Below are 25,989 nucleotides of genomic sequence, written 5' to 3' on the forward strand. Positions count from 1 at the left end.
TCATGGACAAGGCAATCCTGACCTGCGCCCTGAACGGCGTCCTGACCGATCCGCGCCAACACCCGGTTCCGGTCACACCCGAAGAGTGCGCTCAATCGGCCCGCCAGGCCCATGACGCCGGTGCCTCCGTCATCCATGTGCATTTTCGCCGCCAAGAGCCGGGCCAGGGCCATTTGCCCAGCTGGGATCCCGCCGTGGCCACCGATATCGTCGCCGCCATTCGCGCCGCCTGCCCCGACATCCTGATCAACGCCACCACCGGCACCGCATCACCCGATTACAGCGGTCCGCTGTCCGTATTGCGGGCGGTGCGCCCCGAAATCGCTGCCTGCAATGCCGGATCGCTGAATTACCTGAAATTGCGCGCGAACGGCGATTGGGCCTGGCCACCGATGCTGTTCGAAAACACACCGGACAAAATTCAGGATCATCTGGACGTAATGTCCGAAATCGGGGCACGACCCGAGTTCGAGTGTTTCGACACCGGTATCGTGCGGTCGGTGGAGATGTATGTGAAACACGGCATGACCGATGCCGCGCAATACAACCTTGTGATGGGTGTTGCGTCCGGGATGCCGGTCAGCCCTGATCTGCTGGCCTTTCTGCAAGCGTACATCCTGCCCGGCTCCCACTGGCAGGCCACGCTGATTGGCCGCTTGGAAATATGGCCCACGCACCAAAAGGCCGCCGAACTTGGCGGGATGCTGCGCACCGGGGTCGAGGACACGTTCTACCTGCCTGACGGGGGCAAAACCCGGTCCAACGGCGAACTGATCGAGGCATTGGCGATCTGCGCGCGGAACGCGGGCCGCGCCGTCGCCAGCCCGGCCGAGTCCCGCCGGATCCTGGGCCTGCCCGGCGCCTAACCTGTTTCACCCAGCTCGCGCAGCACGGATAAAAGCCGCGCCACCTCCGCCAGGCTGTTATAGTGGCACAGGGATATGCGGATGCAATCGCTCAGCCCCAGAGGTTCAAGCACATTGCCGCTATAATGATCCGCCTTGCGCGTATGGGTACGAATACCCTGCTCATTCAGGATCGTCACCACCTCGGACGAAGGCCGCCCCGCAACCACCACCGATACCAGCCCTTCGCGCGCCGGATTGTCCGCGCCACCCAGAATCGTAACGTGATCCATATCCCGCAACCCCGGCAGATTGCCGGTGCCGTTGATCATTGCATCGGTCAAATGGGTCTCATAGGCGTGAATGGCACGCCCGGCGGCCTCGATCCGTTTGCGCCGGTCGGTCTCCCCGGAGACTTCTCCGCCAAGCCAGTCGAAATAGGCCACAACATCCGACATCGTGGCATAGGCGCCCGTATCGCGGGTGCCGAATTCCCAGCTGGATTCAGGCGCGCCGATCAGCATGTCGTGCGGCAGCGCCGTCATCCGGTCTGATATCCAGGCAATGCCATAGCCGTGCCGCGAAAACACCTTGTAGGGCGAAATCGCATAGCCGTCGATGTCATAACTGTCGATATCCATCTGCCCATGCGCCGCGTGCTGAATACCATCGACGATAATCATGCAATCCGGCGACACCGCACGGATGGCGCGGGCAATTGCCGCCACATCCATACCCATCCCGGTCACGGGCGACGCATGCAGGATCGTCGCAACCGCCACATCCGGCGTCATCAGCGCGGCATAGTCCTGGGCTGTCACACACCCGCTGGCATCGTCATGCGGGACATTCACATACTCCAAACCCGCCACACCGGCCCAGCGCCGCGCCGCACTGCGCGAGGCGGGATGCTCGATCGACGAACCGATTACCTTGGCGCCCGCGGGCGCGGCCACACAGGCGGTGCGGATCATGCGAAACAACAACTCGGTACCGCTCTCCCCGGCAAAAAACTGTCCCGAAGACGCGTTCATGAACACGCCCAGATCCGCCCTGGCCCTGTTGATCACGTCAACCAGTCCCCTGGAGGCGACGTTGTCACGCCCCTGATTGTCCGGAATCGCAGCGAACCTGGCCGACGTTTCGGCCACGGTTCTCAAGGTCAGCGCGCCGCCGGCATTCTCGAAAAACACGCGCGGGCCCTGAAACGGGCAGTTGTCCACATGGGCAAACCGGTCCCGAATGACGGCCTGCAAAGCGGCATTCTCTTGTATCATGTCAAAACCTGTCTAGTGGATCACAGCCTTGGTTGCCGATTGCCACGGCACCCGCTCTTCTTTTGGCCAAAAATATCCCGGGGGAGTCGCCCTCGGCGACGGGGGCAGCGCCCCCTCTTTCATCAATCAGCGCGGGCTGCGCTTGGCCAGAATTCGCTGAAGCGTGCGCCGGTGCATATTCAGACGCCGCGCGGTTTCACTCACATTACGATCGCATAGCTCATAGACCCGCTGAATATGTTCCCACCGGACGCGATCGGCGCTCATCGGGTTGTCGGGCGGCGGCGGCAACGCGTCTTCCGGGCTGAGCAGGGCGTTCATGATATCCGCGGCATCGGCCGGTTTGGAAAGATAGTCGGTCGCGCCGATCTTCACAGCGGCCACTGCTGTTGCTATCGCACCGTATCCGGTCAACACAACAACACGGGAATCAGGGCGTTTCTCGCGCAACGCCTCGACCACATCAAGCCCGTTTCCGTCCTCCAGCCGCAGATCGACAACCGCGTATGCCGGCGGGCGGGCAGTAGCAATGGCGCGCCCGGCGGCAACAGATGACGCCGTTTCCACCTTGAACCCGCGTTTTTCCATGGCCTTGGCAAGTCGCCTCAGAAACGGCTCGTCATCGTCCACCAGAAGCAGTGTCGTGTCGGGACCGATGTCCAGCAGCTCGTTCTCGGCCATGCGCCTCTCCCAACTCAATTTTCCAAGTTGTAGCTTGGCGCCGCGCCGGGGTCAAACGCGGTCGCGCAATTACATGTTGTCCAGAAAGCAGCCCACCCGGGCGGCCATGTCCTCGGGCGTTGTATCACGCCGGAAATAGTCGACGAACCCGTATCCGGGCAGCGTCAGATAGGTGAATGTCGAATGATCCATGAGGTAGTATTCCCCGTCACCATCCTCTGGCTCCTGTTTCCTGTAATAGGTGCGGTATGCCTGGCTTGCCGCCTTGATCTGCGCGGCCGAGCCCGTCAGGCCCAGCATTCTCGGATGCAGGTAATCGGTGAATTCGGCCAAAACTTCGGGCGTATCGCGCGCCGGATCGATCGAGATGAACACCGGCTGCACGATCCTGCCCTGACCTTCAAGCAGATCCACCGCCTCGGCATTGCGCGACGCATCCATCGGACAGACATCTGGGCAGAACGTGTAACCGAAGTAAATCAGCGAAGGCTCGGTCAGCACATCCTCGTCCGTTACGGTCTTGCCGGTTTCACTGACCAGCTCGAACGGGCCCCCGATCGCGGCAGTACCGCCCGCGACCTGGCCTTGCCGGCATTGCGCAAATTGATCCTCGTTGCCGCCTCGCGACACGATCCAAAGCCCGGTCAATGCGGCGATGACGAGGGATACGGCGATTATGGCAACAGTGCGGACCATGGCGACACCTTCACGAATGGCAATTGAATGATCTATGGCAGAGACCTAACAATTGACCGGCCAGAGACAAGCGGAAAGGCGCGCCATGACGGATTTTTCGTCCGAACTTCTGTCCGGGGAACGGCGCAGCAACTGGATTCGCCTGCGTACCATCATCCTGGTGCGCTGGGTTGCCATCTTCGGCCAGATCATCGCCCTGCTGATCGCGCAATTCGCCTTTGACCTGGAACTGGAATACGGGCTTTGCTATCTGCTGGTCGGCGTGTCGGTGATCGGCAATCTGATCGCGATGTTCGTGTTCCCGGAAAACAAGCTTCTGTCGGAATCCGAAAACGCCTTCATGATCATGTTCGATCTGCTTCAGCTCAGCTTTCTGCTGTTCCTGACGGGCGGTCTGAACAACCCGTTTTCGGTGCTGGTTGTGGGCCCTGTCACGATTTCGGCCTCGGTTCTTTCGGTGCGTTCAACCCTGCTGATCGCGGCGATTGCCATTGTTCTGGTCACGGCCATGCTGGAATTCTACCTGCCGCTGCGCACGCAACAGTATTTCATCCTGCGCATCCCGGATGTGTTTCTGTACGGCAACTGGGTGGCGATCGTGATCGCGATCCTGTTCAGCTCTGTCTACTCGCGGCGGGTGGTGTCGGAAATGGCATCCATGTCCGGGGCGCTTGCGGCCACGCAAATGGCCTTGTCGCGGGAACAGAAACTGACTGATCTGGGGGGCGTGGTTGCCGCTGCGGCACATGAGCTTGGCACGCCACTGGCCACGATCAAGCTGACCAGCGCCGAGTTGATCGAAGAGCTTGACGACCGCCCCGATCTTCAGGAAGACGCGGCCCTGATCCGCGAACAGGCCAACCGCTGCCGCGACATCCTGCAATCGATGGGCCGGGCCGGAAAGGACGATCTTCACCTGCGCATGGCGCCGCTGTCCACCGTGATCGAAGACGCCGCCGAACCGCATCTTGAGCGGGGCAAGCAGGTGTTTTTCGATCATCACGACATCGAGGAAGGCCCCACGATCCTGCGCCGCCCCGAGATCATTCACGGGCTGCGTAATCTGATTCAAAATGCGGTGGATTTTTCTGCCAGCACGGTCTGGGTGGATTCGGAATGGACGGATGAGAGGATCACCGTGCGGATCATGGATGACGGGCGCGGCTATCCCTCGCATCTCATCGGGCGCATCGGAGACCCGTTTGTGCGCCGCCGCCGCACCGAGCGCGACCGCAAGCAGCGCCCGGGGTACGAAGGCATGGGTCTGGGCCTGTTCATCGCCAAGACTTTGCTGGAGCGATCGGGGGCGGAACTCAGCTTTGCCAATGGATCGGACAGCTTTGCCCCGCGCACGGACGAACCGTCGCGCACGGGCGCCATTGTCGAGGTTGTCTGGCCGCGCGCCGCGATCGACGCGATCCGGGGCGAACATGCGGTTCAGATGGGACAGAACCCGGTGATCGGAAAATGACGGGATCTGCCGCAAGGCACCCAACAGTTAACCCGGTATTAACCACTGGCGCGCAAGGATCCGTCCCGAGGGAATGCGCCTGAAAAGGGTCCAAATGGCAGAGCTTGGAGCGATCTACTACATCAGCGCCTCTTTGGTGGGCGCGGCTCTTGTGATTGTGGCAGTTCTTGTCCTGGACCGGGCTCGTGGCCGCAATGCGCGGCAAGAACCGGATGCCACCGGAAATCACGGGCAAGCAGCGATTTTCCTGTTCCGGGGCGGGGTTTTGAGCGATGCCAATCCCGCCGCGTTGAACGCGATCTCTCCCAACGTGCCAGCCGAATATTGCTGGAGTGACCTTCATGCCGCCTTTGCCCCCCTTTTCCCCGGACTTCCGAACGCGCAGGTCGGTTGCGCCACGACCGAAACGCTTGTTCTGCAAAGCCGCGATCCGCTGGAACCGGCCGTTGCCGTCATCGATCAGTGGGGCGACACGGCCCGCGTCGCCCTGACGCGCAAGCCCGACATGACGCACCAGGCGCAGGATGTTTCCTGGAGGGCCATATTCGATGCGCCGAACCCGATTTGGCAAACCGGCCCGGATGATACCCTGACATGGTGCAACGCGGCATATGATGACCTTGCCACCCGGCTTGGGCGCAGCTGCGAACCCGGCAGTTCGCCCATTTTCGATCTGGACCCGGCAACGCCGGAAAAACAGGCCGCGCGTAGCGGGGTTGTCGATCCCGAACACGGGCGCACTTACTGGTTTGATGTGATCAAGGTGCAGTCAGAAGGGCGCAGGATGCACTATGCTTCGGACGCAAACGCCATCGTGAATGCCGAGATTGCACAGCGGAATTTCGTCCAGACCCTCACCAAGACCTTTGCGCAGCTGTCGATCGGACTGGCGATCTTTGACCGCAACCGCCAACTGGCGCTGTTCAACCCCGCCCTGATCGATCTGACCGCGCTGCCGGCTGATTTCCTCTCGGCAAGGCCCAGTCTTGATTCCTTCTTTGACCGGATGCGGGAAAACCGGGTGATGCCAGAACCCAAGGATTACGCAAACTGGCGCGAACAGATTGCCGAGTTGGTTGTCGCCGCTACGGACGGGCGCTATTCGGAAACATGGACCTTGCCGTCAGGGCTGACTTATCGGGTTTCCGGGCGTCCGCACCCGGACGGCGCAATCGCCTTTCTGTTCGAGGATATCAGCGCGGAAATTTCCCTGACCCGCCGCTTTCGGGCGGATCTGGAGCTTGGCCAGGCCACGCTCGACGGTCTGGACACTGCCGTTGTGGTATTTTCATCGACCGGCGAACTGACCCTCTGCAACAAGGCCTATCGTAGCTTGTGGCGCTGCGACCCGGATCAGAGCCTTGCTGAGTACACTTTGCGTGATGCGCTGCCATTATGGAAATCCGCCACACAGCAAACCGATGTGTGGAACAGGGTGTCTGGCACAATCATGTCCTCGTCCTCCCGCACATCCTGGGAGGCGCAGGTCACACTGAGAACGGGCGAGGCCCTTACCGTCAAACTGCGGCCGGTCGGGCGCGGAGCGACGCTGATCAGTTTCGGTGCCCCGACGCTGTCTGGCACCACGCCAGACGCGGTACTTCTTCCTCAAAACTGACCCGATCCGGCTTGCGGGCGGCGTCACGCGCTGTAGTCTTGCGCCATGACGCCTGCTTTGCCGACAATGACTCTGAATTCACCCGAAGAAACCACCGCGCTGGCCCGGCAAATCGCCGCCATCCTGGCGCCAGGCGATGTCGTTCTGCTTGAAGGCGATATCGGGGCCGGCAAGACCCATTTCGCACGGTCCCTGATCCAGAGCCTGTTGCAGGTGCCCGAGGATGTGCCTTCGCCCACATTCACGCTGGTTCAGACCTACGAAACCCCGATCGGAGAAATCTGGCACGCGGATCTTTACCGGCTGACCTCACCCGACGAGATTGTCGAACTGGGGTTGGTCGACGCCTTTGACCAGGCGATTTGCCTGATCGAATGGCCCGATCGGCTTGCCGATCTGGCGCCGGCGTCTGCCTTGCACCTTTCATTTGAACTGGGCGCCGGGACGGGGCAGCGCAGGCTGGCAATGACCGGCACACCGCTTTGGGCGGACCGCCTTGCGGGGCTGGCCTGATGACGGATCGCACGGCGCGGATAGACAGTTTCCTTGCACATTCCGGCTGGGCCGCGGCCCAGCGGTCCCCTCTGGCCGGCGATGCCTCGAACCGCCGATACGAGCGTTTGGCCCGCGCTGACGGGTCGCGCGCCGTGCTGATGGACGCGCCACCCGACACCAATCCCCCGGTCAGCGCATTCCGCGATATTGCGCTGTATCTTGGCCATCTGGGCCTGTCGCCGCCCGATGTTCTGGCCTGCGACGAGGCGCTTGGCCTGATGGTGCTGGAGGATCTGGGAGACGCCCTGTTTGCCAATCTGATGCGCGCCCGGCCCACCCAGGACCACACGCTATACACCGCCGCCACCGATGTGTTGGTACACTTGCATCAGGCGTTGGCGCCCACCGATCTGCCCGCACCCAAAGCGCGTGAGCTGGCCGAAATGACGACACCGGTTTTTGACTGGTACGCGGCGGGCGCGGGCCACCCGGACAGCGCCGCCCGTAACGAGCTTGTGTCGGCGTTACATACCCTACTGGAGCGGTATGCAGTTGGTCACACGGTTTTAGCCTTGCGTGACTATCACGCCGAAAACCTGTTGTGGCTCCCGAACCGGGCCGGGCTTGCGCGGGTTGGGTTGCTGGATTTTCAGGACGCGTTTCAGGCACATCCCGCCTATGATCTGGTATCGCTTTTGCAAGACGCCCGCCGGGACGTGCCAGAGCGGATCGAGACCGCCATGATCGCCCGCTATGTGGACGCGACCGGCGTGGACAGCGCCGCATTCCAGGCGGCCTATGCCGTCCTTGGTGCTCAGCGTAACCTGAGAATACTGGGTGTATTCGCGCGCCTGTCGCTTCAGGCCGGCAGGCCACATTACGTGGATTTCATCCCCCGCGTCTGGGGGTATGTCCTGCGCGATCTGCAACATCCCGCGCTGAAACCGGTGGCTGCCATCGTGCGCAGTGCCCTGCCCGAACCCACCCCGTCGCTGCTGCGGAAACTCAAGGACGAACGCACCACATGCCCCAATCCGTGATGATGTTTGCCGCCGGGTTCGGCACCCGCATGGGGGTGTTGACCGAAAGCCGGCCAAAGCCGTTGATTCCGGTCGCCGGAACCGCGTTGATCGACCATACGCTGCGCCTTGTACGCGAAATCGAGCCCGCCCGGATCGTGGCCAACCTGCACTATCTGGCCGACCAGATGGTCACGCATCTGGACGGTTCGGGCGTTGTCGTATCCATCGAGCAGCCGGAAATCCTTGAAACCGGGGGCGGCTTGCGCCACGCGTTGCCCCTTTTGGGTGAAGGGCCGGTTTTCACCACCAACACCGATGCGATCTGGGCCGGGCCAAATCCGTTCAGGCTGGCACAGGCGCATTGGGATCCCTCCCGAATGGATGCCCTGGCCGTATGTGTCCGGCGCGAGAACACCATGGGCCATGCCGGACGGGGCGATTTTCGCTTGGCGCAAACCGGCCAGATCACGCGCGGCCCCGGCCTGGTCTATGGCGGTGTGCAAATCCTGAAAACCGATCACCTGCGCGACATGCCCGACAAGGCGTTTTCGCTGAACCGGGTGTGGGACCGCATGATCGCGCAAGGGCGCATGTTTGGCGTGTCCTATCCGGGCCGCTGGTGCGATGTCGGCACAGCCGAAGGCATCGTACAGGCCGAAAAACTGTTGGAGCATGGCAATGTTTGACGCAAATGACGGCGCGCGGGTATTTGCCCTGCCGCCCGGCGCGGATTTCCCCGGCGCGCTGGTCGATGGGCTGATGACGCGCATGGCCGGACGGCCTGGGCAGGACATGGCGCGGGTGCGTCTGGTCGTGAATACCGCCCGCATGGCCCGGCGCATCAAGGACCGGTTTGACGCCGGTCCGCCGATGCTGTTGCCGCGTATCGAGCTGTTGTCGGATGTCGGGCGCGATATCGGTGCCGCCCGGCTGCCCGCCCCGGTGCCGGACCTGCGCCGCCGGTTCGAACTGATCCAGCTTGTTTCGGAATTGCTGCGCGCCGAGCCGGATCTGGCCGCGCGCGCCTCGATCTATGACCTGGCCGACAGCCTGGCCGGCCTGATGGACGAAATGCAGGGCGAAGGCGTGCCGTTCGATGCCATCGAGGCGCTGGATGTGGCCGACCAATCCGGCCACTGGGCACGCGCCAAGACGTTTCTGGGCATTGTGCGCCATTTCCTGGACGATACGGAGCAAGCCCCCGATGCCCAAAGCCGCCAGCGGCGCATCGTCGAGCATCTGGTTCACAGCTGGGCACAATCACCGCCCAAAGACCCTGTGATCCTGGCCGGTTCCACCGGGTCGCGCGGCACGACGATGCTGTTGATGCAGGCCGTCGCCCGGCTGCCACAGGGCGCGATCGTGCTTCCGGGATTCGATTTCGACATGCCCGCCCCTGTCTGGGACCATCTGGGTGATGCCTTGACCGCAGAGGATCACCCGCAATACCGGTTTTACAAGCTCATGCAGCAGTTGGGGTTGGCGCCGGCCGAGATCGCCCCCTGGCACGTGACCGCGCCGCCCTGCCCGCCGCGCAACCGGCTGATTTCGCTGGCGCTGCGCCCTGCTCCCGTCACCGATCAATGGCTGAGCGAAGGCCCGTCCCTGACCGGACTTGACCACGCTACGGCCAAGGTCACGCTGATCGAGGCCGCGTCGGTTCGTGAAGAGGCGCTGGTCATCGCCGCGCGCCTGCGTCAGGCCGCCGAAGACGGACAGACGGCGGCGCTGATCACGCCCGACAGGATGCTGACCCGGCAGGTTGCCACCGCACTGGACCGGTGGGACATCGAACCGGATGACAGCGCCGGCACCCCGCTTCATCTTGCGCCGCCAGGCCGTTTTCTGCGCCATGTGTCGGGGCTGTTTCAGCACAAACTGACCACCGAGACGCTGCTCACCCTTCTCAAACACCCGCTCACCCATGGCGGACAGGATCGCGGCCCGCATTTACGTTTCACCCGCGAGCTGGAGCTGTGGCTGCGCCGCAAGGGGATCACCTATCCCACCGCCACGCAGTTCTCCGCCTGGGCGGTGGCGCAGAAACAGGATGCCTCGGAATGGGCGGCGTGGCTGACCCTGGCCTTTTGCGGGCACGAGGCACCAGGCGCGATTGCGTTGCCAGACCGGCTGAGCGCGCATCTGTCCCTTGCCGAACGCATCGCGCAGGGGCCGGGGGCCGGGTCGGGCGGATTGTGGGAGAAAAACGCCGGGCAGGAAGCGCGCAAGGTCATGACCGAGATGACTGACCATGCGGATTTGGCAGGCGAAATTTCTGCGGCCGACTACAACGATCTGCTTGGCGCGATTCTGTCCCGCCGCGAAGTGCGCGACCGCGACAGCGGCCATCCGGGCATATTGATCTGGGGCACATTGGAATCCCGCGTTCAGGGCGCCGATCTTGTCATTCTGGGCGGGCTGAACGAAGGGATCTGGCCTCAGTCCCCCGCGCCCGACCCGTGGCTGAACCGCCAGATGCGCCACCAGGCCGGGTTGTTGCTGCCGGAACGGCGCATCGGCCTGTCGGCGCATGATTTTCAACAGGCCGTCTGTGCCCCCGATGTCTGGATAACCCGCGCCATCCGCACGGACGAGGCCGAAACCGTTCCCTCGCGCTGGATCAACCGCCTGACCAACCTGTTGCGCGGATTGCCCGAACAGGGCGGAGATGCGGCCCTGGAGGACATGCTGGAGCGCGGTCAAACCTGGTTGTCGCTGGTACGCGCGATGGAGGCGCCCGGCAAGGCCACCCCGGCGCCGCGCCCTTCGCCGGTGCCGCCACGCGGGTCGCGCCCCGATCGGCTGTCCGTGACGGAAGTGAAGCGCCTGATCCGCGACCCTTATGCGATCTATGCCAGGCATGTCCTGCGACTGCGCCCGCTTAACCCGTTGATGCGCACGCCCGATGCGCTTTTGCGCGGTATCATCGTGCATGATGTGCTGGAACAACTGATCGCGAACACTCCGCCGGACAGCCCCGTCACCAAGGAAGAGTTGCTGGAAATATCAGAGACTGTTCTTGCCCAAAACGTGCCCTGGCCCACCGCGCGCGTGCTTTGGAAAGCACGGCTGGAGCGGGTTGCCGATCATATCGTGCAGGGCGAGGCACGACGCCGGGAACGCGCGCGCCCTGTCGCCTTTGAATGCAGGGCCAAGGGACGAATAGACCCGCTGGACTTTACCCTGACCGCCAAGGCCGACCGGATTGACATGACCCCGCAAGGCCAGTGGATCCTGTATGATTACAAAACCGGTGCGCCCCCGTCGAAGGACGAACAAACCTATTTCGACAAGCAGCTTCTGCTTGAGGCGGCGCTGGCCGAACAGGGCGGGTTCGAGGGCCTCTCACCGGCAACAGTGGCCGACGCGATCTATATTGGCCTGGGAACCACCCCCAGGGATCAACCCGCACCGCTGGAGGAAACCGGGGCGTCACAGGTCTGGGCCGAATTCGTCACGCTGATGACCTGCTATCTGGCCGATGGCAAAGGTTTCACCGCCCGGCGCGCCATGCAGTCGGAAAGCGATGCGGGCGACTATGATCAACTGGCGCGGTTCGGGGAATGGGACGCCACCGATACACCCGTTCCCGAGGAGATGTCGTGATGCAGCGCGATGATGCCACCGAACGCCAGGTTCAGGCCGCCAGCCCGCGTGACAGCACCTGGCTGTCAGCCAATGCCGGATCCGGCAAGACGCGGGTGTTGACAGACCGCGTCGCCCGGTTGTTGCTGGAAGGCGTGCTTCCGCAACATATCCTTTGCCTGACCTATACCAAGGCCGCCGCCAGTGAAATGCAGAACCGTCTGTTCAAGCGGCTGGGCGCCTGGGCGATGAAGGGCGATGATGACCTGCGCAAGGAGCTGCGCGAGCTTGGCGTTGATACATCACCGAACGCGCAGGATCTGAAGACGGCGCGCACCCTGTTTGCGCGCGCGATCGAGGCGCCCGGCGGGCTCAAGATCCAGACCATTCACTCGTTCTGTGCCGCCCTGCTGCGCCGGTTTCCTTTGGAAGCGGGGGTATCGCCGCTGTTCCGGGAAATGGAAGAACGCGCGGCGGAACTGCTGCGCGAGGACATTACCGACCAGATGGCAGACGGCCCGGACGCGCCGCTGATCGAAACCCTTGCCCGACATTTCACCGGTGAAAGCCTGACAGACCTGACGGCTGCAATCATCCGCAAGGCATCGGCCTTTCGTCAGCCGATCACGCGCACCGATCTTACCGCCGCCTTTGGCGCGCCGGCAACGTTGTCGACCGAAACCCTGACGCAGAACGTGTTCCTTGGGGGGGAGGCCGAGTTGCTGTCGCGCCTGTTGGAGGCCCTGCGCACCGGCGGCACGATGGACAACAAGGCGGCTGAAAAATTACAGGGAATTGCCTCGCTTGACCTGAGTGCCCTGCCGGTACTGGAAAGCGTTTTCCTGAACGGAAAAGGCGCGAAAGAGCCGTTTTCAGCCAAGTCAGGCTCTTTTCCAACCAAATCCGTAAGGGCAGATCACCCCGATCTGATCGCGGAGATCGGCCGCTGGATGCTGCGGGTCGAGGCCGCGCGGGAAAGCCGGCTGGCGCTTGCGGCGATCGAGCGGTCTCTGGCGTTGCACGGCTTTGGACACCGCTTTCTGGTTCACTATGAACGAGCCAAGCAATCCCGTGGCTGGCTGGATTTCGACGATCTGATCCTTCGTGCCCGCGCCTTGCTGAACGACCCCGATGTGGCCGCATGGGTGCTGTACCGCCTGGATGGCGGCATCGACCACATTCTTGTGGATGAGGCCCAAGACACCAGCCCGGCGCAATGGCAGGTGGTTGAAAGGCTGGCTCAGGAATTCACCAGCGGCAGCGGCGCGCGCGCCGACGTGCTACGCACCATTTTCGTGGTGGGTGACAAGAAACAGTCGATCTATAGTTTCCAGGGCGCTGATCCGGCAGAGTTCGACCGGATGCAGGCCGAATTCGCGGCCCGGTTGGATCCCACCGGCCATCCTCTGCAATCCCTGTCGCTGGAATACTCCTTCCGCAGTTCCCGCGCGATTCTGGAACTTGTCGATACCTGCTTTGGCACCCGCGCGCAGGCCGGGTTTCCAAAGGAAAATCTGCACCGCGCCTTTCACCACGAATTGCCGGGGCGGGTGGATCTTTGGCCGGTGGTGGAAAAAGGGCCGAGGCCGGAGAAATCCGATTGGTTCGATCCGGTCGACCGGTTGGGCGAAACCCATCATATCGTTGTTCTTGCCGAGCGGATCGCGGATGAAATCAAGCGCCTGATTGACACGAAAAAGCCGATCGCGGGCAAGGTGCACACCGATGGCACCATAGCGCTGCGCCCGGTTCAGGCAGGCGATTTCCTGATCCTGGTCCAGCGCCGGTCAGATCTGTTCCAGGAAATCATCCGGGCCTGCAAATCGCGCAATCTTCCCATTGCCGGGGCTGACCGGCTCAAGGTCGGGGCGGAAATGGCCGTTCGCGATCTGGCCGCGCTGTTGTCTTTTCTCAGCACGCCCGAAGACGATCTGTCCCTGGCCACGGCGCTACGCTCGCCGTTGTTTGGCATAAGCGAACAGGCCTTGTTTGATCTGGCCCACCGCCGCAAAGGCGCGTTCCTGTGGGAAGAGCTGCGCAATCGTCGTGATGAATTCGCCGATGCGCTCGTCATGATTGACGATCTGCTGCGCCAGACGGATTTCCTGCGCCCTTATGACCTGATCGACCGGATCCTGACCCGGCATGACGGGCGCCGCAAGCTGTTGGCGCGCTTGGGGGCCGAGGCAGAGGACGGCATCAATGCCCTGCTCAGCCAGGCGCTTGCCTATGAATCCGGCAATGTGCCCAGCCTGACCGGGTTTCTGTTGTGGATGGAAACCGACGACCTGGAAATCAAGCGCCAGATGGACAGCGCGGGCAACCGTATTCGGGTGATGACGGTTCACGGATCGAAAGGCCTGGAAGCCCCGATCGTGATATTGCCCGACACTGGCAAACGGCTGGTAAAAACCGATGCGCCAATCGTGGATCTGGGGAACATAGCCGCCTGGAACACCAGCGCAGACGCGGCGCCAAAGTCCATTTCCGCCGCCCGCGATGCGATGGCCGAAGCGCAACGCGCCGAACGGCTGCGCCTTTTGTACGTCGCAATGACCCGGGCGGAAAAATGGCTGATCGTGACAGCCGCCGGGGATCTGGGGAAGGACGGCGAAAGCTGGTATGACATCATACGTCAGGGCATGATCGATGTCGGCGCCGAACCCTGCATCTATACCGGAGGTTCGGGTCTGCGGTATGAAGTTGGTGACTGGACTGGTCCGGTGAACAACGCCGCGAAGGAAGCGATCTCGGACTATCCGAACGTTCCCGCGCTTTACAACCGCTCCGCAATCGCGCCCGTCCCGCGCCCTGTACCGGTTGGGCCGTCGCAACTGGGCGGTGCCAAGGCTTTGGCGGGTGATGCGGGCCGCGACGAAGAGGCCGCCAAACGGCGCGGCACCTGTATTCACCTTCTGCTGGAGCACCTGCCGAAGTTCGAAAGGGCTGATTGGCGACGCATTACGGAAAACCTGCTTCGAACCGAAGACCCCCAGGCAGCCCCGAACGACATGGATGACATGTTGGCCGAAGCCGCCCGGGTTCTCGATTCCGCGGAATTAGGCTCTGTTTTCGCGTCAGAGACACTGGCCGAGGTGCCGTTTACCGCAAACCTGGGACAGGCCCGATTGTCGGGGGTCATCGACCGTCTGATCGTGACACCCGGTGCCGTCACCGCTGTGGATTTCAAGACCAACATGACCGTTCCGGAACATCCGCAGCTTGTGCCGGATGGCCTGTTGCGCCAGATGGGCGCCTATGCCCACGCCTTGGCGCAAATCTACCCGGACAAGCGGATCGACACGGCGATCCTGTGGACACGAACGGCGCAGCTCATGCCACTTCCACACGATCTTGTAACAAATGCGCTTGCCGCGTCGGGGCACCTTGACGCTTCTGCGCACGGTCCCTAGGTTCAGCCAACCCAATTCCATTCAGGAGATCCCAAATGGCAACCGTTGCTGTCACCGATGCCACCTTTGACGAAGAAGTAAAGAATTCCGCCGTGCCTGTTGTCGTGGATTTCTGGGCCGAATGGTGCGGCCCCTGCAAACAGATCGGCCCGGCATTGGAAGAGCTGTCGGCAGAGATGGAAGGCAAGGTAAAGATTGCCAAGGTGGACGTGGATTCCAACCCGAACGCCGCCGCCGCGATGGGTGTGCGGGGCATTCCGGCCCTGTTCATCTTCAAGGATGGCCAGGTGATTTCGAACCGCGCGGGCGCCGCCCCCAAGGCCGCGCTGCAAAGCTGGATCGAAGACTCGATCTAAGTCTCTGCTCACAGAGGTTGATTCAGGGCGCCCCGGTTCCGGGCGCCCTTTTTCCTGTCGATCACACCGGCCAGCCCAGCGCCGCAAAACGCGCCCGGATTTTTTCTTCGGCGTCCGGGCGGCCGGCATTGATCGACATTTTTTGCAGGAACCACCACACATAGCCCGCGAAATCCGGTACCGGCCCGCGTACGGCCTCAAACGCCCCGCCGATGCCCAGCCGGGCGACATCGGCAGCGATATGATGGAAATCTATCCGGGCGAATGTCACGCAGGGTTTGCCAAGCAAAAATCCGGCAAAGGCCACGCTGGAATTCTCGGTCACGACATAGGCGCATCTGGGCAAAAGCGCCTCCATTTCTCCCATACGCAGCTCCAGCCGGTCATGGTCCGCATCCAGCCGCTCCAACGCTGCATAATCCGCCTCGTCATAGTGTTCCCTGGGGTGCAGGGCCGCGATCACCCGTTGGCCGGGCGCGTGGGTCAGAGCGTGGTGGATCATCTCTGTCGGGCTGCATGTCTGAAAAGAGCGCTGTTGCGTCAGACGGCCCTGAAGCGGCACATAGACGAACCCGTCTTGTCCCACTCGTTTCGCGGCCTCGCCATAAAGCCGTTTTTGCCAGAACCGGTAAAACTTGTCTGCCGCTTCGCGGTCAACCGCGTCGGCATCGAACCGGGCCCGCGCGACATCCCAGTTCCAGCGTTCATTGGTGCGCTCGATCTGCCAGAACGGATAATAATAGGCCCGCCGTATCGTCACCGAATTGCGCGCAAACGGCTCTTGCATGTGAAACAGCGAAAAGCCCGGCGCCCGGGGGTCTGCCTGGGACGGATCCACATACGCTGCCCTGAACCCGGCATCCGCCAGCACCGCGCCGATCTTGTTCAGGAAGTTGTGCTCGCCCGCCGCCGCGCTTTGCCGCAATCCATCGGGCAGATAGAATCTGATTTGCCTTTCACCGCTCATACGCCCGACGCTAGGACGGCACGCCCCGCGCGACAAGGCCCGCCCTTGTGCCTGCGCTTCGGGACGCTCATATAGGGCGACAGACAGACAGGAGAACACAGATGGCCGACGACCAGTTTCCCGGATGGCACGGCACCACGATCATTGGTGTCAAGAAGGGCGGCGAGGTAGTTATCGCCGGCGACGGGCAGGTGTCTTTGGGCCAGACCGTGATCAAGGGCACGGCGCGCAAGGTGCGCCGCCTGAAACCGGGCGGGCACGAGGTGGTTGCCGGGTTTGCCGGATCGACGGCGGACGCCTTTGCACTGCTGGAGCGGCTTGAGACCAAGCTGGAATCCACCCCCGGTCAACTGGCCCGCGCCAGCGTGGAACTGGCCAAGGACTGGCGCACCGACAAGTACCTGCAAAAACTGGAAGCAATGCTGATCGTGTCGGATGGCAGCGACATTTTCGTGATCACCGGCGCCGGTGACGTGCTGGAACCCGAACATGATGTCACCGCGATCGGCTCGGGCGGGAATTACGCGCTGGCGGCGGCCCGGGCGCTGATGGACAGCGATCTGAGTGCCGAAGAGGTGGCGCGCAAATCCATGGCGATCGCCTCGGACATCTGCGTTTACACCAACGGCAACCTGACCGTCGAAAAGATCACCGCATAAGAGCATCGCAACGCTTTTACCAGAAGTCTTCAGGGATTTTTGGCCCCACAAGGATACCACATGACCAACCTGACCCCCCGCGAAATCGTCTCGGAACTGGACCGGTTCATCATTGGCCAGAAAGATGCCAAGCGCGCCGTGGCTGTGGCCCTGCGCAATCGCTGGCGCCGCAAGCAGCTGTCGGATGACCTGCGTGACGAGGTCTATCCCAAGAACATCCTGATGATTGGCCCCACCGGTGTGGGCAAGACCGAGATCAGCCGCCGACTGGCCAGGCTGGCCAAGGCGCCTTTCATCAAGGTCGAGGCGACGAAATTCACCGAGGTCGGCTATGTCGGGCGCGATGTTGAACAGATCATTCGCGATCTGGTCGATGCGGCGATCATCCAGACCCGCGAAACCATGCGCGAGGATGTCAGGGCCAACGCCTACAAGGCCGCCGAAGAGCGCGTGATCGAGGCCATCGCGGGCGAAGACGCGCGCGACGCAACGCGCGAAATGTTCCGCAAAAAGCTCAAGACCGGTGAACTGAACAACACGGTCATCGAACTCGACATTGCCGACACGTCAAATCCGATGGGTGGCATGTTCGACATACCCGGCCAGCCCGGCGGGCAGATGGGCATGATGAATCTGGGCGATCTGTTCGGAAAGGCGCTGGGTGGCCGCACCGTCAAACGCAAGCTGACCGTGGCGGAAAGCTATGACATTCTGATCTCGGAAGAGGCCGACAAGCTGCTGGATGACGAAACCGTAACCCGCGCCGCGCTGGAAGCAGTAGAGCAGAACGGCATCGTCTTTCTGGACGAGATCGACAAGGTATGCGCCCGTCAGGAAGCACGCGGCGGCGATGTCAGCCGCGAAGGCGTGCAGCGTGACCTGCTGCCCCTGATCGAGGGCACCACAGTGTCCACCAAACACGGCCCGGTGAAAACCGACCACATCCTGTTCATCGCCTCGGGGGCGTTCCACATTGCCAAGCCTTCCGATTTGCTGCCCGAATTGCAGGGCCGTCTGCCGATCCGCGTGGAACTTCGGGCGCTGACCGAAGCGGATTTTGTCCGCATCCTGACGGAAACCGACAACGCGCTGACCCTGCAATACACCGCGCTCATGGGCACCGAGGAAGTCACCGTCACCTTCACCGAGGATGGGATCAAGGCATTGGCCAGGATCGCGGCGGACGTGAACCAATCCGTCGAAAACATCGGCGCCAGGCGGCTTTACACCGTGATGGAACGGGTCTTTGAGGAACTGAGTTTCACCGCACCCGACCGGTCAGGAGACGTGGTGACGGTAGATGCCGGATTTGTCGAGACAAACCTGGGCGAACTGGCCAAATCCGTGGATGTCAGCCGCTACGTGCTTTGATTTCGCGGGCCGGACTGGCGGTATCGGTTTCTTCACGGCATAGTCGCCCGGATTTCCAATGGAACCGGGCGGCTTTTGTGTCTATTCACGATCCTTTCACCGGCGGCGGCCCATGACCGCAACGCGCGCCTTTCTGCGACAGAATTTCCGGTGGCTGTTGCCCGGCATGTTGCTGACCTTTCTGTCCGGTTTCGGGCAAACCTATTTTATCTCGCTGTTTGCCGGAGAGATCCGCGCCCAGTTCGGCCTTAGCCACGGCGAATGGGGCGGGCTTTATTCGCTGGGCACGGGGGCATCGGCGGTGGTGATGATCTGGGCCGGGGTGCTGACCGATCATTTCCGTGTCCGGGCACTTGGGGCGGTGATCCTGGCACTGCTCGCCGCCGCCAGCATCCTCATGGCCGAGCTGTCCGCCGCTTGGGCGCTCCCCTTCGTGATCTTTGCGTTGCGCTTTGCGGGGCAAGGGATGCTGAGCCATATCGCGGTGGTGGCCATGGCGCGCTGGTTCGTTGCCACCCGGGGCCGGGCGCTGTCCATCGCGGCGCTTGGGTTTTCCCTTGGAGAGGCGTTTCTGCCCATGGTGGTGGTGTCGGCGATGTCGGCGGCCAACTGGCAATCGCTGTGGTGGATCGCGGCAAGCGTGTCGCTGGCGGGTATTCCCGCACTTTGGGCGCTCCTGGCACAGGAACGCACCCCGCAAAGTCATGCGCGGGGATCACAGTCGCTTGGCATGAGAGGGCAGCACTGGACGCGCGCGCAATGTCTGCGCCACCGTCTGTTCTGGCTGATGGTGCCCGCGCTTCTTGGTCCGTCGGCCTTCAACACAGCGTTCTTTTTTCAGCAGGTGCATTACGCCGAGATCAAAGGCTGGGCGCATCTGGAGCTGGTGGCGCTCTACCCGTTCTTCACCCTGACAAGCATAGCGGCGATGCTTCTGTCCGGCTGGGCGCTGGACAGATGGGGCACCGCGCGGCTGATCCCGTGGTCACAGGTGCCCATGGTGCTGGCATTTGTCCTGTTCTCGCAGGCGCAAGTGCCCGTCATGGCGTTGGCGGGGTTGTTTTTCATGGGCCTGACCGCCGGGGCGAATGCCACATTGGTGGCGGCGTTCTGGGCCGAGTTCTATGGCACCCGCCATATCGGCGCGATCAAATCGGCGGCGGCTGCGGTGATGGTTCTGGGGTCGGCGATCGGTCCGGCAATCACCGGTGGCCTGATCGACCTTGGGATCGGACTGCCTCGGCAGTATCTGGGCGTCGCGGTCTATTTCCTGGTCACGACAACGCTGATGGTGATTGGCGTGGCACGGGCGCGGCACGATCTGCCGCGCCGCGTTGATCCTGACTGACACCCATTCCGCCTGTCGTGTCAAAGCCGGTCATCCCCGGCAATCGCCGTCAGGGCGCCAGCCGCGCCCCGACAGATTTCTTCATCAGATCACTTCGACCCAAGATAGGTTTTCAGATCCCCGTACGAACTGGCCGTGGCATAGCCCTTGGGAGGCGGCAGGAAGCCATCCGCCGTCAGATCGGCCACGACATCTTCATAGGCTTCCAGATATCCCGCAGGCAGCTTGTGCGCGATGCCCTGGTGACAATCGATACAGGTCTTGCCCTGATCCAGCGCAACCTGGTGGTTGTCAGCCGCCCGGTTTTCCTGCTGGGTAAAGTCCATATATTCAAAGCTGTGACAGTTGCGGCACTCTTTGGAATCCGACTTTTTCATCCGCTTCCACTCGCGTGACGCGAGGATTATTCGTCGCTCCTCGAACTTTTCCGGGGTCGAGATCGACCTGGTGATGAACTTGCCGTAAAGCTCTTTGGACGCCTGGATCTTGCGGATCATCTTTGGCCCCCAGTCCTTGGGCACGTGGCAATCAGAGCAAACCGCACGCACGCCAGAGCTGTTGTTCTGGTGAACAGTGCCCTGATATTCGGCGTACACGTTGTCCTCCATTTCGTGGCACGAAATGCAGAAGGACTCGGTGTTGGTGGCTTCCACCGCCCAGTTGAAACCACCCCAGAACAGAACGCCGGTTACAAAGCCGACAATCAGCAGGAAACCCAGCGAAAACACGCCCGAGGGAGAGTTCACAAAACGCCACACGCGCCCGATGAAGCCCTTATTTGCGTCTTGGTCTGACATTTTTCTTGTCCTTTCCGAACGGCTTACTGCGAAGGCACAAAGACATTGTCCACCAACGCCGGCGCGTCGGCCTGCGGAACGTGACATTGATTACAGAACCAACGTGTCCCGGACACTGCATCCAGCTGATTGCCGTCGCGATCCAGATAATGCGTCATCGACAGGGTTGGTGCGTCGCGATCACCTGCGTTCGACCAGTCATGGCACGCCAGGCATTGATTGGCGCTCAGATCGATCTGGTACCGGTCGATCGCATGCGGGATCAGCGGGGGCTGTTGGCGATAGTTGCGCACAAAGCGCTTTTCATCCTGCTTGTAGATCTTGTCCACCGGCACGAATTCATCGACCGGCGCACCACGCAGGCTTTTGACCGATCCGGCTTGCTGGGCGGCCGCCAGGCCACCGGCGATGACGAGAACCGCTATTGTCAGGGCGCTGATGAGGCGTTGTTTAATCATCTTGCTATCTCCATTGCTAGCTCAGGCGGCCTTACCGACCTTTGGCGCAGGGTTGGATCGCACTCGGGCACGTCCCGGCGCAGGCGTCGTGGAAGTTGCCTTCGCCCCGCGCGCCGCTTCCTGCTGAAAACGGCGGCGGTCGCGATTGGTGCGGGTTGTCTTTCGGGCGGACATGGGTTGCTCTTTTGCTCAAAGACGGGCGCCTAGGCGCGCTCGACCTTGCAGGCACATTTCTTGAAGTCGGTCTCTTTCGAGAGCGGGCAGGTTGCATCCAGCGTCAGCTTGTTGGTCAACTGATGCTCGTCGAACCAGGGCATGAACACGACACCGCGCGGCATCTTGTTGCGCCCTCGGGTCTCGACCCGGCTATTGACCTCGCCGCGCCGGGTGGCCAGCACGATCTCCTGGCCGCGCCGCAGCCCCCTGTCCTTGGCGTCTTCGGGGTGCATGAACACCACCGCCGACGGGTACGACCGGTGCAGTTCGGGCACCCGGCGCGTCATGGAACCGGAATGCCAGTGTTCCAGCACACGACCCGTCACAAGCCACAGCGGATAGTCTTCGTCCGGGCTTTCGGCAGGTGGCTCATAGGGAGCAAAGATGATGTTGGCGCGCCCGTCCGGCTTGGCATAAAACTTTACGCCCTCGCCTTCCTTGACATAGGGGTCATACCCTTCGCGGAAGCGGTACAGGGTTTCCTTGCCGTCCACCACGGGCCAGCGCAGGCCACGGGCCTGATGGTAGACATCAAAATCCGCCAGATCATGCGCCTTGCCGCGCCCAAAACTGGCGTATTCCTCGAACAGACCCTTCTGCACGTAGTGACCGTAATATTTGGCCTCGTCGTTGTTGAACCCTTCGGCCGTTTCCGACAGCGGATATTTGTTGACCTTGCCGTTTTCGAACAACACTTCGTAGACCGACTTGCCGCGATACTCCGGTTTCTGGGCGATCAGCTCTTCGGGCCACACCTCTTCGATCTGGAAACGTTTTGAGAATTCCATGACCTGCCACAGGTCCGATTTGGCCTCGCCCGGCGCGTCCACCTGCTGGCGCCAGAACTGGGTCCGGCGCTCGGCGTTGCCATAGGCACCTTCCTTTTCCACCCACATGGCGGTGGGCAGGATTAGGTCGGCGGCCATTGCGGTAACGGTGGGATAAGGCTCGGATACGGTGATGAAGTTATCAGGGTTGCGGTATCCCGGCAGACCCTCTTCATTCAGGTTCGGGGCGGCTTGCAGGTTGTTGTTGCACTGCACCCAATGGCAGTTCAGATCACCATCCTTCAGCTTGCGATGCTGCAAGACCGCGTGGAAACCGGGCTTGGGCGGTATGGTGCCCTCGGGCAGCATCCATTTTTCCTCGGCAAACTTGCGGTGCTCTTCATTCATCACCACCATGTCAGCGGGCAGGCGGTGGGCAAAGGTGCCAACCTCGCGGGCTGTCCCACAGGCCGATGGCTGACCGGTCAGCGAGAAAGGCGAATTGCCCGGCTCGGAAATCTTGCCGGTCAGCAGATGCACGTTGTACATCAGCCCGTTCACCCAGGATCCGCGCGTGTGCTGATTGAAACCCATGGTCCACAGGCTCATGACCTTGCGGTCCGGGTCGGCATATTGCTGTGCCAGACGCAGCAGGTTGCTTTCGGGAACACCCGACAGCTTGGAAACCTTTTCCAGCGTGTAGTCGGATACATACTCCTTGTACTGCTCGAAATCGATCTTTTCGAGCTTGCCTGAATTCGGGTTTGCCGCCGCCTGTTGCAGCGGATTGTTGTCACGCAGGCCGTAACCGATATCCGTGGCCGTCTTGGTAAAATTCACGCTGGAATTCACAAAGTCCCAGTTCACCGCATCATTGTCGATGATGTATTTCGCGATGAAGTTCAGGATCGCCAGATCGGTTTGCGGCGTAAAGATCATGCCGTTATCGGCCAGTTCGAACGAACGGTGTTCGAATGTCGACAGAACATGCACCTCGCTGCCCGGCTTGGTCAGGCGCGTGTTGGTCAGGCGCGACCACAGGATCGGGTGCATCTCGGCCATGTTCGAGCCCCAAAGCACAAACGTATCGGCATGTTCGAGATCGTCATAACACCCCATCGGTTCATCGATGCCGAAGGCGCGGATAAAGCCAACAACCGCGGACGCCATGCAATGGCGCGCGTTCGGGTCGATATTGTTGCTGCGCAGCCCGGCCTTCATGAACTTTGAGGCGGCATAACCTTCCCACACGGTCCACTGGCCGGATCCGAACATCGATACAGCCGTGGGGCCCTTTTCCTTGAGGGTCTGCTTCCATTTTTCGGCCATCACGTCAAACGCCTCGTCCCAGGATACCGGGGTGAATTCACCGTTCTTGTCGTATTCCCCGTTGGTCTTGCGCAGCAGCGGCGTGGTCAGGCGGTCCTTGCCATACATGATCTTGGACAGGAAATAGCCCTTGATACAGTTCAGCCCCCGGTTTACCGGCGCCTTGGGATCCCCCTGCGTGGCAACGACGCGGCCATCCTTGGTGCCCACCAGAACGGAACAGCCCGTACCACAGAACCGGCACGGCGCCTTGTCCCAGCGGATGTCAGGGGTGCCGACCTGCGCGCCTGCGGCATTCGGCAGGGTAATGCCCGCTGCGGATGCCGTCGCGGCGGCAGCCGAGGCTTTCAGAAAGGAACGTCGGGAAGTTGGCAATGTCATGGCTGGGCCTCCTCAAAGCGTATGCGCGGCGGTCAGTTCTGGGCCGACCGGTTCGAAATGGTGATAAGTGATTGTGACGGTCAGCACGCCGGGGATCTGATGCATCTCCATGATCAGTTCCGAGGCGCGCTTGTCTTCGGTGTCTTCGGCGGTCACGACAATACGGCCATCGTCATGCGCATGAACGTCGCATCCGTCCATCGAATCTATCGCCTCCATGACGCTTCCGGCCATCTCTGGCATCGTGTGAACCAGGCATCCGCAGATGTTCAGCATCGTGTTTCCTCGCTGGGTATCGGGGCGGTTTGGACAAAGTCGATTGCACCTGCCGGACAGGCGGCGGAACAAGCGCCACAGCCGATACAAAGATCGTTGTCGAAAAGCGGCTCTGACCGGCCGCCGGTTTGCAGACGGAAACGGATCGCCTGTTGTTCGCACTGATCCTCGCAGGTGCGGCAAGTGATGCCCTGGATCGACAGGCACGTGGCCTTGGGCGTTGCCCGCCAGGCCCAGGCTTTGGTGGGCAGAATGGCCTCCGGGGTGCAGACCTGGGCGCAGATTCCGCAAAACGTGCAGGCCCCTTTCGTCAGATCGACACGCGGGAATCCCTCGTCATCGCGAAAAACGATCGCCTCTGGACACGCCGTGATACAGTTATCACACTTGGTGCAGGTATCCGCAAATTCGCCTTCAGTCACCGCGCCGGGGGGGCGCATGACCACTGGCCGGGAAAACCGGCCTTTCAGGAAGGAACGTCTTGCAGGTTGGTGGGACATACCGGTGCTCACGAATTCGTTATCCCATGTGATAATTCGAAATCATTTCCGGCAACTTGATCTGCATCATTTACAGGGCAATTCGGATTATCTAAGTGCCTAAAATATATTCAGAAAACAGAATTGGATTGGTTGCGGACTGCGCCGGGCCACTGGCCGCTGGGCCTGTGCGAAAGCGGGTTTTGCCCTTGCGCTGTCTACTGCGCCGCGAGCGGCATCCTTGCCATCTGGCACCGGTTCCACAAGTCGGAAAGAGCGTCCAGAAGCTGCGAAACATCCGCGTCCGAATGCACCGGCGACGGCGTGATTCGCAGCCGTTCCGTGCCCTTGGGCACAGTTGGATAATTGATCGGCTGGATGTAGATCCCGAACTCTTCCAAAAGGCTGTCCGAAATGAACTTGCATTTGACAGGGTCGCCCACCATCACCGGGATGATGTGGCTTGGATTGGGTTGATGCGGGATGCCCAGCCGATCCAGCCCGGCGCGCACCCCGGCAACGCGGTCGCGCTGCCCCTGCCGTTCCGTGCCGGACTGTTTCAGGTAGCGCACAGACGCAGCAGCACCCGCTGCCACCGCCGGCGGCAACGCGGTTGTGAAGATAAATCCGCTGGCGAAACTGCGGACAAAATCACACAGCGCGGCAGAGGCCGCAATATAGCCTCCGACAACGCCAAATGCCTTGCCCAAAGTGCCCTCAATCACGGTCAGCCTGTGCATCAGGCCCTCGCGCTCTGCAATTCCGCCTCCGCGCGGGCCATACATCCCGACCGCGTGCACCTCGTCCAGATAGGTCATCGCGCCATACCTGTCGGCAAGATCACAGATCTCCTTGATCGGAGCGATATCGCCATCCATCGAATAGACGGATTCAAAGGCGATCATCTTGGGTGCGTCGGGATCGGCAGCGGCCAGCCGCGTCTCTAGGTCGTTCAGATCGTTGTGTTTCCAGATAACTTTTTGCGCCCGTGAGTGGCGGATGCCTTCGATCATCGAGGCATGGTTCAGCGCGTCGGAAAACACGATCAGGCCCGGTATCTCGCTGGCCAGCGTCCCCAACGCGGCCCAGTTCGACACATAACCCGAGGTAAAGAGCAGCGCGGCTTCCTTTCCGTGCAGATCCGCCAGTTCCTGCTCCAGAACAACGTGATCATGTGTGGTACCTGATATATTGCGCGTGCCACCGGCCCCCGCGCCTGTGCGGTCCAGCGCGTCATGCATTGCGCCAATCACGTCCGGATGCTGGCCCATTCCCAGATAGTCGTTCGAGCACCAGATCGTGACGTCCTGCCGATCCCCCGATTGCCCTGTATGTTCGGCGCGGGGAAAGGCGCCACGATACCGGGACAAGTCGGCGAAGACGCGGTAATTGCCTTCGTCCTGAAGTGCGCTCAGGCGGTTCTGGAAATATCTCTGAAAGTTCATGGCATGCCTTTCGCGAAAGTCCTTCCAGTGTAAAATC

The 25,989-nt window shown here is 61.6% G+C and carries 22 protein-coding genes; 12 read left to right on the plus strand and 10 right to left on the minus strand.

Features of this window, described 5'->3' with window-relative positions; translation table 11 throughout:
• Positions 1-2 precede the first annotated feature (2 nt).
• Positions 3-866, plus strand: a complete 864-nt coding sequence (locus I3253_RS11205; protein ID WP_197917749.1) for a BKACE family enzyme — start codon at positions 3-5, stop codon at positions 864-866.
• Here the strand turns inward: I3253_RS11205 and I3253_RS11210 are convergent.
• From I3253_RS11210 to I3253_RS11220, 3 genes are all read right to left on the minus strand, one after another.
• Positions 863-2,122, minus strand: coding sequence for an aminotransferase class V-fold PLP-dependent enzyme (locus tag I3253_RS11210; RefSeq protein WP_197917750.1), 1,260 nt, complete (start codon positions 2,120-2,122; stop codon positions 863-865). The genes I3253_RS11205 and I3253_RS11210 overlap by 4 nt on opposite strands.
• A 126-nt stretch (positions 2,123-2,248) precedes the next feature.
• Positions 2,249-2,803, minus strand: a complete 555-nt coding sequence (locus tag I3253_RS11215) for an ActR/PrrA/RegA family redox response regulator transcription factor (protein WP_197917751.1) — start codon at positions 2,801-2,803, stop codon at positions 2,249-2,251.
• Between the two features lie 69 nt (positions 2,804-2,872).
• Positions 2,873-3,499, minus strand: a complete 627-nt coding sequence (locus tag I3253_RS11220; protein WP_197917752.1) for an SCO family protein — start codon at positions 3,497-3,499, stop codon at positions 2,873-2,875.
• An 85-nt stretch (positions 3,500-3,584) separates the two neighbouring features.
• On the opposite strand from I3253_RS11220, the gene regB reads away from it, so the two are divergent.
• From regB to trxA, 8 genes are all read left to right on the plus strand, one after another.
• Positions 3,585-4,970, plus strand: coding sequence for a sensor histidine kinase RegB (regB, locus tag I3253_RS11225; protein WP_197917753.1), 1,386 nt, complete (start codon positions 3,585-3,587; stop codon positions 4,968-4,970).
• Positions 4,971-5,064: 94 nt separating this feature from the next.
• A complete protein-coding gene (locus I3253_RS11230; RefSeq protein ID WP_197917754.1) occupies positions 5,065-6,588 on the plus strand; it encodes a PAS-domain containing protein in 1,524 nt (507 codons plus the stop codon).
• A gap of 45 nt (positions 6,589-6,633) precedes the next feature.
• The gene (gene tsaE / locus I3253_RS11235) at positions 6,634-7,101 is read left to right on the plus strand and encodes a tRNA (adenosine(37)-N6)-threonylcarbamoyltransferase complex ATPase subunit type 1 TsaE (protein WP_197917755.1); all 468 of its coding nucleotides are present in this window, start codon (positions 6,634-6,636) and stop codon (positions 7,099-7,101) included.
• Positions 7,101-8,123, plus strand: a complete 1,023-nt coding sequence (locus I3253_RS11240; RefSeq protein ID WP_197917756.1) for an aminoglycoside phosphotransferase family protein — start codon at positions 7,101-7,103, stop codon at positions 8,121-8,123. The genes tsaE and I3253_RS11240 overlap by 1 nt, the downstream gene beginning before the upstream one ends.
• Positions 8,108-8,791, plus strand: coding sequence for a nucleotidyltransferase family protein (locus I3253_RS11245; RefSeq protein ID WP_197917757.1), 684 nt, complete (start codon positions 8,108-8,110; stop codon positions 8,789-8,791). The genes I3253_RS11240 and I3253_RS11245 overlap by 16 nt, the downstream gene beginning before the upstream one ends.
• Entirely contained in the window at positions 8,784-11,711 is a 2,928-nt protein-coding gene (gene addB / locus I3253_RS11250) for a double-strand break repair protein AddB (protein ID WP_197917758.1), read from the plus strand. Before I3253_RS11245 ends, addB begins: the two co-directional genes overlap by 8 nt.
• Positions 11,708-15,103: a double-strand break repair helicase AddA gene (addA, locus tag I3253_RS11255; RefSeq protein ID WP_197917759.1), complete on the plus strand. Its 3,396-nt coding sequence runs from the start codon at positions 11,708-11,710 to the stop codon at positions 15,101-15,103. Before addB ends, addA begins: the two co-directional genes overlap by 4 nt.
• 35 nt (positions 15,104-15,138) lie before the next feature.
• Positions 15,139-15,459, plus strand: coding sequence for a thioredoxin (gene trxA / locus I3253_RS11260; protein ID WP_197917760.1), 321 nt, complete (start codon positions 15,139-15,141; stop codon positions 15,457-15,459).
• A 61-nt stretch (positions 15,460-15,520) separates the two neighbouring features.
• Here trxA and I3253_RS11265 read toward each other — a convergent pair whose 3' ends face one another.
• Complete coding sequence (locus tag I3253_RS11265; RefSeq protein ID WP_197917761.1) at positions 15,521-16,426, minus strand: hypothetical protein; 906 nt, start codon at positions 16,424-16,426, stop codon at positions 15,521-15,523.
• A 101-nt stretch (positions 16,427-16,527) separates the two neighbouring features.
• On the opposite strand from I3253_RS11265, the gene hslV reads away from it, so the two are divergent.
• The 3 genes from hslV (at position 16,528) to I3253_RS11280 (ending at position 19,804) form a co-directional block, all read left to right on the plus strand.
• The gene (gene hslV / locus I3253_RS11270; protein ID WP_197917762.1) at positions 16,528-17,085 is read left to right on the plus strand and encodes an ATP-dependent protease subunit HslV; all 558 of its coding nucleotides are present in this window, start codon (positions 16,528-16,530) and stop codon (positions 17,083-17,085) included.
• Between the two features lie 60 nt (positions 17,086-17,145).
• Positions 17,146-18,456 carry an ATP-dependent protease ATPase subunit HslU gene (gene hslU / locus I3253_RS11275; RefSeq protein ID WP_197917763.1) on the plus strand — a complete coding sequence of 437 codons (1,311 nt, stop codon included), beginning with the start codon at positions 17,146-17,148 and terminating at the stop codon, positions 18,454-18,456.
• A gap of 112 nt (positions 18,457-18,568) precedes the next feature.
• Positions 18,569-19,804, plus strand: coding sequence for an MFS transporter (locus tag I3253_RS11280; protein WP_197917764.1), 1,236 nt, complete (start codon positions 18,569-18,571; stop codon positions 19,802-19,804).
• A gap of 89 nt (positions 19,805-19,893) precedes the next feature.
• Here the strand turns inward: I3253_RS11280 and I3253_RS11285 are convergent, their stop codons facing one another.
• The 6 genes from I3253_RS11285 to hemA all read right to left on the minus strand — a co-directional run bounded on the left by I3253_RS11285 (position 19,894) and on the right by hemA (position 25,952).
• Positions 19,894-20,601 (minus strand): NapC/NirT family cytochrome c, encoded by a 708-nt coding sequence (locus I3253_RS11285; RefSeq protein WP_197917765.1) that lies wholly within the window; start codon positions 20,599-20,601, stop codon positions 19,894-19,896.
• A gap of 23 nt (positions 20,602-20,624) precedes the next feature.
• Positions 20,625-21,059, minus strand: coding sequence for a nitrate reductase cytochrome c-type subunit (locus I3253_RS11290; RefSeq protein WP_197917766.1), 435 nt, complete (start codon positions 21,057-21,059; stop codon positions 20,625-20,627).
• Between the two features lie 203 nt (positions 21,060-21,262).
• Positions 21,263-23,752: a nitrate reductase catalytic subunit NapA gene (gene napA, locus I3253_RS11295; RefSeq protein ID WP_197917767.1), complete on the minus strand. Its 2,490-nt coding sequence runs from the start codon at positions 23,750-23,752 to the stop codon at positions 21,263-21,265.
• A 12-nt stretch (positions 23,753-23,764) separates the two neighbouring features.
• Positions 23,765-24,028, minus strand: a complete 264-nt coding sequence (locus I3253_RS11300) for a chaperone NapD (protein ID WP_197917768.1) — start codon at positions 24,026-24,028, stop codon at positions 23,765-23,767.
• Positions 24,022-24,528: a ferredoxin-type protein NapF gene (gene napF / locus I3253_RS11305; protein ID WP_197917769.1), complete on the minus strand. Its 507-nt coding sequence runs from the start codon at positions 24,526-24,528 to the stop codon at positions 24,022-24,024. The genes I3253_RS11300 and napF overlap by 7 nt, the downstream gene beginning before the upstream one ends.
• 197 nt (positions 24,529-24,725) lie before the next feature.
• Positions 24,726-25,952 carry a 5-aminolevulinate synthase gene (gene hemA, locus I3253_RS11310; protein ID WP_197917770.1) on the minus strand — a complete coding sequence of 409 codons (1,227 nt, stop codon included), beginning with the start codon at positions 25,950-25,952 and terminating at the stop codon, positions 24,726-24,728.
• Positions 25,953-25,989: the final 37 nt, after the last annotated feature.

It is taken from the genome of Thiosulfatihalobacter marinus (genome assembly GCF_016019955.1).
GTDB lineage: Bacteria > Pseudomonadota > Alphaproteobacteria > Rhodobacterales > Rhodobacteraceae > Shimia > Shimia marinus_A.

Coding starts and splice junctions, on each gene's coding strand:
- I3253_RS11205 (WP_197917749.1), top strand. CDS start 3: ATGGACAAGGCAATCCTGACCTGCGCCCTGAACGGCGTCCTGACCGAT.
- I3253_RS11210 (WP_197917750.1), bottom strand. CDS start 2,122: ATGATACAAGAGAATGCCGCTTTGCAGGCCGTCATTCGGGACCGGTTT.
- I3253_RS11215 (WP_197917751.1), bottom strand. CDS start 2,803: ATGGCCGAGAACGAGCTGCTGGACATCGGTCCCGACACGACACTGCTT.
- I3253_RS11220 (WP_197917752.1), bottom strand. CDS start 3,499: ATGGTCCGCACTGTTGCCATAATCGCCGTATCCCTCGTCATCGCCGCA.
- regB (WP_197917753.1), top strand. CDS start 3,585: ATGACGGATTTTTCGTCCGAACTTCTGTCCGGGGAACGGCGCAGCAAC.
- I3253_RS11230 (WP_197917754.1), top strand. CDS start 5,065: ATGGCAGAGCTTGGAGCGATCTACTACATCAGCGCCTCTTTGGTGGGC.
- tsaE (WP_197917755.1), top strand. CDS start 6,634: ATGACGCCTGCTTTGCCGACAATGACTCTGAATTCACCCGAAGAAACC.
- I3253_RS11240 (WP_197917756.1), top strand. CDS start 7,101: ATGACGGATCGCACGGCGCGGATAGACAGTTTCCTTGCACATTCCGGC.
- I3253_RS11245 (WP_197917757.1), top strand. CDS start 8,108: ATGCCCCAATCCGTGATGATGTTTGCCGCCGGGTTCGGCACCCGCATG.
- addB (WP_197917758.1), top strand. CDS start 8,784: ATGTTTGACGCAAATGACGGCGCGCGGGTATTTGCCCTGCCGCCCGGC.
- trxA (WP_197917760.1), top strand. CDS start 15,139: ATGGCAACCGTTGCTGTCACCGATGCCACCTTTGACGAAGAAGTAAAG.
- I3253_RS11265 (WP_197917761.1), bottom strand. CDS start 16,426: ATGAGCGGTGAAAGGCAAATCAGATTCTATCTGCCCGATGGATTGCGG.
- hslV (WP_197917762.1), top strand. CDS start 16,528: ATGGCCGACGACCAGTTTCCCGGATGGCACGGCACCACGATCATTGGT.
- hslU (WP_197917763.1), top strand. CDS start 17,146: ATGACCAACCTGACCCCCCGCGAAATCGTCTCGGAACTGGACCGGTTC.
- I3253_RS11280 (WP_197917764.1), top strand. CDS start 18,569: ATGACCGCAACGCGCGCCTTTCTGCGACAGAATTTCCGGTGGCTGTTG.
- I3253_RS11285 (WP_197917765.1), bottom strand. CDS start 20,601: ATGTCAGACCAAGACGCAAATAAGGGCTTCATCGGGCGCGTGTGGCGT.
- I3253_RS11290 (WP_197917766.1), bottom strand. CDS start 21,059: ATGATTAAACAACGCCTCATCAGCGCCCTGACAATAGCGGTTCTCGTC.
- napA (WP_197917767.1), bottom strand. CDS start 23,752: ATGACATTGCCAACTTCCCGACGTTCCTTTCTGAAAGCCTCGGCTGCC.
- I3253_RS11300 (WP_197917768.1), bottom strand. CDS start 24,028: ATGCTGAACATCTGCGGATGCCTGGTTCACACGATGCCAGAGATGGCC.
- napF (WP_197917769.1), bottom strand. CDS start 24,528: ATGTCCCACCAACCTGCAAGACGTTCCTTCCTGAAAGGCCGGTTTTCC.
- hemA (WP_197917770.1), bottom strand. CDS start 25,952: ATGAACTTTCAGAGATATTTCCAGAACCGCCTGAGCGCACTTCAGGAC.